Annotated in this window: 6 protein-coding genes and 1 tRNA gene; 5 read left to right on the forward strand and 2 right to left on the reverse strand. The window is 55.5% G+C overall.

The window, feature by feature from the left end; all coding sequences use genetic code 11:
- The first annotated feature begins 325 nt into the window (after positions 1-325).
- The 4 genes from Q3Y58_RS02760 to Q3Y58_RS02775 all read left to right on the forward strand — a co-directional run bounded on the left by Q3Y58_RS02760 (position 326) and on the right by Q3Y58_RS02775 (position 2,523).
- On the forward strand, positions 326-712 hold the full coding sequence (locus Q3Y58_RS02760) for a phasin family protein (protein WP_274220282.1): 387 nt from the start codon (positions 326-328) through the stop codon (positions 710-712).
- 178 nt (positions 713-890) lie between these two features.
- Positions 891-1,394 (forward strand): phasin, encoded by a 504-nt coding sequence (locus Q3Y58_RS02765; protein WP_274220283.1) that lies wholly within the window; start codon positions 891-893, stop codon positions 1,392-1,394.
- A gap of 184 nt (positions 1,395-1,578) precedes the next feature.
- Positions 1,579-1,655: transfer RNA gene (locus tag Q3Y58_RS02770), tRNA-His, on the forward strand.
- Between the two features lie 136 nt (positions 1,656-1,791).
- Positions 1,792-2,523 carry an MBL fold metallo-hydrolase gene (locus tag Q3Y58_RS02775; protein ID WP_319620906.1) on the forward strand — a complete coding sequence of 244 codons (732 nt, stop codon included), beginning with the start codon at positions 1,792-1,794 and terminating at the stop codon, positions 2,521-2,523.
- Here the strand turns inward: Q3Y58_RS02775 and Q3Y58_RS02780 are convergent.
- Complete coding sequence (locus Q3Y58_RS02780; RefSeq protein ID WP_319620907.1) at positions 2,520-4,172, reverse strand: FAD-binding oxidoreductase; 1,653 nt, start codon at positions 4,170-4,172, stop codon at positions 2,520-2,522. The genes Q3Y58_RS02775 and Q3Y58_RS02780 overlap by 4 nt on opposite strands.
- A 67-nt stretch (positions 4,173-4,239) precedes the next feature.
- Entirely contained in the window at positions 4,240-4,860 is a 621-nt protein-coding gene (locus tag Q3Y58_RS02785; protein ID WP_319620908.1) for a glutathione S-transferase family protein, read from the reverse strand.
- 132 nt (positions 4,861-4,992) lie between these two features.
- On the opposite strand from Q3Y58_RS02785, the gene Q3Y58_RS02790 reads away from it, so the two are divergent.
- Complete coding sequence (locus Q3Y58_RS02790; protein ID WP_319620909.1) at positions 4,993-5,922, forward strand: LysR family transcriptional regulator; 930 nt, start codon at positions 4,993-4,995, stop codon at positions 5,920-5,922.
- Positions 5,923-7,606: the final 1,684 nt, after the last annotated feature.

Consider the following 7,606-nt stretch of genomic DNA (forward strand, 5'->3'; position numbering starts at 1 on the left):
TGATCCGGAATACCCATTGTTTATAATGATCTACCGTAAATTTAGTCCCGTGTCAGCGGGGAGCGTCACAACATACTACTGAGTTTCGGGCAACTCGATAAGCGAAGAATTCGACCATTCCATGCTCTGTTTAATGAACACCTATAGAAATTGATGAATGGGGTGCAAACAAGCGGTTTTCCAGCGTTTTTTCAAATGGCGTCATGCTTGCCCCGGTGTCCCCCTTGGTCTTATTGTTTCCCAGGTGATCTAGAGTAAGGTGTAATAACTGAGCCATATTTCACTGGCAAAGTACTCAGGGTTGTAAAAGTGGAGGAGGGAGAGCATGTCTCAGGATAAGATGTCCTTTGAAATTCCAGAGCAGATGCGTGACATGGCCGACAAAAGTCTCGAGCAGGCAAAGAAAGCCTTCGAGGATTACGTCTCAATGACCCATGGAACGTTGGGCAACATTGAAGCGGCGGCGACTACCGCACAGTCAGAAGGCGCGGAGCTGAACAAGCAGGCCGTTGCGTTCGCGGAAGAAAACATTTCTTCGGCATTCGACTACGCGCAAAAGCTGTGCGCTGCAACATCCTACAATGAACTCATGGAGCTGAACAAAGCTTTCATGGAAAAGCAGATGCAGATTGCAGGTGAGCAGGCCCGAGTCATGAGCGACAAGACAGCTCATGCAGCCAGTGAAACAGCAAAGAAATTCACTGAAAAATAATCGACAATGCGGCCTCGCGGGCGTTGTATTGGATCTGGTTTGTTGTGCGGTGCAAAAATATGTTGCGCCGCACAATTTTTTTGAGTAAGTTACTCGAAAGTGACGTTACAGGAACATGAGTCCATTTGCACGCGTCACTCAGAATTTATCGAAATCAAATGAAGTCTAGGAGTTGAAGATGTCCGAAACTGCAACTGCAACGTCAAAGCCCGCTGCAAAAGCTCGGACCGCGAAAGCGTCTACCTCCAAAACCGCTGAGAAAGAGGTTTTCTCCATGCCTACAGTAGAAATGCCAGCAGTATTCCGCGAAATGACCGAGAAGGGCGTTGATTCCGCTCGCGAAGCCTATGCCAAGATGAAGACCGCTTCTGAAGAGGCAACAGGCCGCATGGAAGAGACCATCGAGGTCACCCGTGAAGGTCTTTACGACATGAACATCAAGGCAGTCGACGCTGCTCAGGAAAACGCCAACGCCATGTTCTCTCACATGAAGGACATGTTCGGCGCAAAGACAGTGTCTGAAGCAATTGAGCTGCAGTCCACATTCATGCGCAAGCAGTATGACGCGCTGACCAATCAGGCGAAGGACATGCAGGAATCTGCTGCCAAGCTTGCGAACTCCGTCAGCGAGCCTGCAAAGACTGCTTTCGAAAAAGCAATGAAGGAAAGCAAGGTTCTCTAAGCCGTCTAGGCTTCCCCTTGTGAACTGATGCTTGGTTGAAATCCACAGAACGTCGCCGTTGAGACTCGTTGTTAGTACGTGTGTTTCTTAAAAAAAGCGGCGTTCTGTGGACTTTCTGAAAATTTAATTTCTGCCCCTCTTGCCAAGCCAAAAATCTGCGCCTATGTTCCGCCCCACTTGCCAAGCAGACGTAGCTCAGTTGGTTAGAGCGTCGGATTGTGGCTCCGAAGGTCGGTGGTTCGAATCCACTCGTCTGTACCATTCTTCCGCTTGGCAAGTAATCTCCCCCAAATCAAATAGAATGCATTAAGCCCTTCAGGCCGCTTGCGTCTTTCGCTTTGCCGCGCGGCATGTCTGCGCTTACTCTCAAGCCGAAGTTTTGCTTTGGGAGGCGCTGATGAAACGCATTGCCGCGCAGGATTGGTACCGCACAAAACGCCTGGCAGATGGTGTCACGCTCATCTTTGAGCCCTTCATCAAAGCGTTTTACCGCTGCAACATATGGCACATTCGGGGCCGCGATCGTGATGTGTTGGTCGACAGCGGCATGGGGGTCGTGTCCTTGCGCCAGTGGGTGCCGTTGGTCACGGAAAAGAATTTGCTCGCCGTTGCCAGCCACACCCACTTCGACCACATCGGCTGCCACCACGAGTTTGCCGAGCGCGCAGTGCATCAAGCTGAAGTGCAGCTTCTAAGCGCGCCAACACGGGCCAACACGCTGGCCGATCCTTATGTTTCCCTTGAGATTTTTGAGGCGCTTCCGCCTGAGCCCTTTGCCTCCAACGCCTATGCTGTGAGGCCTGCGGCACCCACGCAGATTCTCAATGACCACGACATCATCGATTTGGGAGATCGTCGTCTGGAGGTCATTCACACACCAGGCCACAGTCCGGGCGGCATCGCTTTATGGGAAGCGGCCACCCAAACCCTTTTCGCGGGCGATATTGTCTATGATGGGCCGTTGGTGGAAGATCTTTATCACAGCAACGCGCAGGACTATGCCCAGTCCATGAAGCGCCTTTTGGAGCTGCCAGTGCGCTGCGTTCATGCTGGACATTTTCCAAGCTACAGCGGCGAGCGCCACCGGCAGATCATCCGTCAGTGGCTCAAAGACAAGGAGCAGACTTAGCTGCTTGGCCCAAAACTCTCTTTATGAATGTGCGCGCTTGGAACGCCTGCTGCGACCAGCCCATCAATCACGCTGCTCATGAAGCCGGCCGGGCCACAGAGATAATAATGCGCCTCCGGATCGGATAGGGTGGTGGCAATCTCGGTGCCATCCAACCGGCCAACCGCATCATAGTCCACGCCACGCCGATCTCGTTCAAGCGGCTGGCTGTAGCGCACATGAACGCTTGCGTTCCCGTGACGCGCCGCTGCCGAGCGCGCCTCCTGTTTCAAGGCGTGGGTGCTGCCGTTCTGCGTGCTGTGAAAGAACCACAGCTTTTGCTGTTTTCGGTCTCGGGCCGCTTCATGCAACATGCTCAACTGCGGCGTAACGCCAACGCCCGCGCTGATCAGCACAATAGGCCCCACCGCATTCTCCAGCACAAAGTCGCCCATCGGTGCTTTGGCAGAAACAAGGCTGCCTACGTCCAGTCCCTCATGCAGGAATGTGGAGGCAATACCACCGGGTGCCCTTTTCACGCTGATGCGATAGCCTTCTTCCCAAGGGTCACCGGAAAGCGAATAAGTTCGGGTCACCAGCTGTGTGTGGCCCGGCACCTCCAGTGAGAGCGGCAAGTACTGTCCCGCCTTGAACGCCGGTAGTGCGGCACCATCCGCAGCTTTCAAATAAAGCGACAGGATGCTCGCGGTTTCCATCTCCTTCTTTGTCACCGTCAAATCCAGCCGGTTTTCTTGCGCAACACGCCAGCGCAGCGGCAACGCCTGCGGCAGCTCAACTGCCTCATCCACTGTAAACACCAGCATGCGCCGCGCCCCGGCCTGTTGTTGTTTCGCGTTCGGGGTCCAGTCAATTTCAATGGTGCCGGTCAGCTGCAACAAGCTGCCCGTTGCAAAGTCCACCAGCGTAACGCCCGCCCGTGGGTCCAGAACAAGGTTGCCAATGGTGTTGAAGTGATTGTTGCCTGCATAGTCGGGGAACCGAAACTGTCGGTGGTTCAGGACTTCAACAAAACCCGGGGCACCTCCGCGATGAGACGCGTCAAGGCCTGCGCTGGGGTGAGTTTCCTCCCCGACATGGCCACTGCCTATAAAGAAAGTGTCGGTCCCAGCGATCCACGCTTGCTGACGCTCTGAAAGGTTCCGGCTGCGTCGCACCTTTCCCGGCCTGCTTTCCGGCGCATGGAACAAGGTTCGTTCTGTGATGAATTGCGGGCAGTTGCCAAAACTCTGGCGCACGTCAAACTGCAGGGTGCCGTTCTCGGTTTGCGTCAGTTTGCCGTTCACCCGGTTTCGTCTGCGCGTAGCCAGTTCAATGCCAAGAAGTCCCACATCAGTGTTTTCAAAGGCGGCCTTGGCCAAGGCATCGTCACGGGGCAATGCGCCCTTCAGGATGAGCCGAGTGGAGCTGGCGGAAGAAGCAAAGCGCCCGTTGCCGCTCAAGAGGCTCACCCATGGCCGTCCGGTCTCATCGCGGGCCGCCATCACAACAAAGGGTTGGTTTTCAAAAAACAACCTGTGCTGGTCTGGCATGAACGGGCGCACGAACTTTCGCGCCATGTCTTCAACGCGCCGAACCCCCAACTTTTCCTGCACGGCAATCTCGCCCTCATGGAAGGGTGAATCTTCAAGCCTTTTGAGTCTCTTCAACATGGGACTTCTCTTTTTTGAAAAAAAGGTTGTCGGGTCGGCGTGCCGACCCGATCCGGGCAGGGGCATATCAAGCCGCAAGGCCAACCTTGGTAGCCTGCATTGGCACAAAGCCCGGCAAGGCCTCAATCCGTTTCAGGTAGGCACGCAGGTTGGCGTAGGGTTCCAGCGAAATGTTGCCCTCAGGCGCATGGGCGCTGTAGGTATAAAGCGCCACATCCGCCACTGTTGGCTTGTTGGCAGCCACCCAGGTGTTTTCAGCAAGGTGTTTGTCCAGCTGTTCAAACGCCCAGGTTGCCAGCTGCAGTGTGCGTGCCTCTTGCAAGTCAGCGCCAAACACAAGGCGTAGCCGCGCCGCCGCCGGGCCGTGGTTGATCTCGCTCGCAGCCAGCGTCAGATATTTGTTCACTTCCGCTTCTTCAATAAGATCCGTTGCCAGCCAGTGCGGGGCATATTTGCGCGCCAGGTAGACGAGGATGGCGTTGCTGTCGGAAATCACCGCATCGCCATCCACGATCACCGGCACGCGGCCATGGGGGTTCAAGGTCAGGAAGGGCTCTTTTTTGTGTTCGCCATTTACAAGGTCAACATCCACAAGTTCATGGGGAATGTTGTTCAACGCCAGAAACAGCTCTACCCGGTGGCAGTGCCCGGAAAGGGCGTGGCGGTAAACTCGGATTTTGTGCGACATGATTTGCTCCATCTTTGGCGGTCTTGGCAAGGATGCCGCCGCTGGTTTCAAAGATGGACTAAGTTATGGCTAAGGATAATCCATCGTGTTATTCAATCACTATGTAGAAATTGGGAATAATCGCGAGGCACCATGGATACCATTGATGCAATGCGGGCCTTCGTTGCGGTTGCCAAGGAGGGGTCATTCACAGCCGCAGCGCGTCGCCTCGGCAAATCAACCAAGCTCATCAGCAACCACGTGGCCTGGCTCGAAGGGCAGCATGACGTGCAGTTGTTCAACCGCACCACGCGCTCAGTCATGCTGACGGATGCAGGGCGAGACTACTTGCTGCGCTGTGAGCCAATTCTGGATCAGGTGGACGAACTTTCCGACCTTGCGCAAAAAAAACGGCGGGAGTTGCGCGGCCCCATCCGCATGACAGCGCCCACCTCCTTCGGCAGTCAACGCCTGCCAGCCGCACTTGCAGCTTTCATGCATCTGCACAGCAGCGTTGAGGTTGAGCTTATTCTGAATGACAGCCACGTGGCGCTTGTTGAAGAGGGGTATGATCTTGCGGTGCGGATCGGCACCCCGACAGATTCAACCTTGATGATGAAGCGGCTCTGCCCAATGCCCCTCATCACTTGTGCTGCTCCAGAGTATCTCGCCCGTTCTGGGGTGCCCGCAGAACCGGCGGACCTCGCTGCCCACAGTTGTCTTCTTGGAAAGTATTTCAATGTTCTGTCCGATTGGACCTACCAGAAATCGGATAAAGTGCAGAGCGTGCGCGTCAGCGGCAGGCTCATGTCAAACTCTCCCTCCGCTGGCGCTGCTCTTGCTGCGCAAGGCATCGGCATTGCCCGGCTGCCGCTTTATGTGGTCCAGCCCTACCTGAAAGACGGTCGCCTCGTTCATCTTCTTCCAGACTATGAGGCCAAAGAATATGGTGTCATGGCGCTGTACCCGGCCAACCGACATCTGACCGCGCGTGTTCGTGCCCTCATCGACCATCTGGCGGATTACTTCGGCCCTGGCGGCGCAGGTCGCATCACTCTTGATGAGGTGGCTACAGCTGAATGACATGACATGACATGGCATGGTGCTGAAGGGCTAAGCCTGCAGGCAACTCATCTCTGACAGATCCACTTGTAAAGACATTAGCCAAGATGCTTGCCAACATAAGGCTGCTTAACGCAGCCGCAACGACATCACCCCTCGCCGTTCAGGCGAGGGCCCATGGTGCTTGCTAAGGTGCGTTGAAGCTACAGGCAAAAGGACACCTCCGTCGCCTGTTTGCCTCGCCGCCCAATCCGACCCCCAGTTCGACCCCAGTTCGCCCGACCACTTCACCTCCTCTCCAACGCAGGACATCCCATCTCCGCCGCCGCCTCACTCTCCCGTTGGTCCTTACACCTCTGACGCCGCCGCCACCTCACTCTCCCATCTGTCCCCGCTTCGCCTTTCTCGGCGTTGTCCCAGACTCAGCACTTTCTCCCTCAGGACTTTCAGCCCCGCCTTTACTCGTGCCGCATCCTCACAACCTTCGCCTCACCCTTACAGCGGTCATCCCAACCTCTGCTCTCACTGCCCCATCTTGGTGCTGTCATCCCGGGCTTGACCCGGGATCCAGATGTGCTGATCGGCAGGAGAGGGTGGTTTTTGTTTTTCGCGCTGGATACCGGATCGGCACCTCGCTGTACTCACCTTGTCCGGCATGACGGTTGTGGGGTGCTCCGCCTCACTCTCCCGTTGGTCCTCCTGCTACCGCGCCATCTTTCGGCGATCACCCTGACCTCTGCTCCCACCTTTGCTTCAGCCCTCGGTTGTCATCCCGGGCTTGACCCGGGATCCAGATGGGTGGTTCGGGGGGAAAGGGCGGTGGTTGCTGTTAGCCTGACCACCTCCTCACCGCACAACTTTGGTGACCCACGCAGACGGGGGGCGTGCCGCGTGTCCGCTAGTCGCGAACCGAATGGGCAGCAATACCGTTTGGGTCGCGTTGCTGTCGCGTGTGGTCTCGCCTTACCCATGCTTCGGTTGCTTTTTGTTTTTGCGTTGGATACCGGATCGGCGCCTCGCTTTGCTCGCCTTCTCCGGCATGACAGGGGGGGGACGGCGATTTGAGTGTTGGCCTTGTGGGCTTGGGTGTTTATCCCGTGCGCTGTTGAAATTAGGGCTTTGTTAATTTGGCTGGAAAAGGGACGGATTTCTGCGGTTTGTGGGGTTTGGTGCGGTGGTTTGCCGGCTGGGTGATTTGCTGAGGTGCTGTGGGGACTTGAGGTTTTTCCCGGCTGTGATGACTTTTTTTCAAAACGGCTGTTGACGGGATCGGTGGCTGGGCCTATAACCCGCTCCACGCCGCCGGGACGGAGCGCTTGAGCGCCTCGGACGGAGCGGCAAAAAGATCAGAGATTTGAGTCGGTTAGCCTTGAGTTTCCCGGAAGATGGAAGTCTTCAGTTCATTGACAATTATATATTGTGAAGGAAGAGAAACGCAGGCGGCGGTTTTTGTTTGAAGCGGCTCGGCAGCGATGCTGAGCATTTAAGCAAGAGCTTAGCCAGACAGGCGTTTTCTCTTAAAGTTACACCTAGAGGTGCTTTTAGTACCTTTTAGTTTGTGTTTCTCGTCGGCAGGTGCCTATTGGTGCTTGTTTGATTTGAGATTTTGAGATTGCGTTGATTTATGTCTGGATTGAACTTTTTGTTTAACCTGAGAGTTTGATCCTGGCTCAGAACGAACGCTGGCGGCAGGCCTAACACATGC

The organism is Nesiotobacter zosterae (genome assembly GCF_033843645.1).
GTDB lineage: Bacteria > Pseudomonadota > Alphaproteobacteria > Rhizobiales > Stappiaceae > Pseudovibrio > Pseudovibrio zosterae.

Excerpts from the sequence above, each read along its gene's own strand:
- Q3Y58_RS02775 (WP_319620906.1), top strand. The coding sequence starts at position 1,792 with ATGAAACGCATTGCCGCGCAGGATTGGTACCGCACAAAACGCCTGGCA.
- Q3Y58_RS02780 (WP_319620907.1), bottom strand. The coding sequence starts at position 4,172 with ATGTTGAAGAGACTCAAAAGGCTTGAAGATTCACCCTTCCATGAGGGC.
- Q3Y58_RS02765 (WP_274220283.1), top strand. The coding sequence starts at position 891 with ATGTCCGAAACTGCAACTGCAACGTCAAAGCCCGCTGCAAAAGCTCGG.
- Q3Y58_RS02760 (WP_274220282.1), top strand. The coding sequence starts at position 326 with ATGTCTCAGGATAAGATGTCCTTTGAAATTCCAGAGCAGATGCGTGAC.
- Q3Y58_RS02790 (WP_319620909.1), top strand. The coding sequence starts at position 4,993 with ATGGATACCATTGATGCAATGCGGGCCTTCGTTGCGGTTGCCAAGGAG.
- Q3Y58_RS02785 (WP_319620908.1), bottom strand. The coding sequence starts at position 4,860 with ATGTCGCACAAAATCCGAGTTTACCGCCACGCCCTTTCCGGGCACTGC.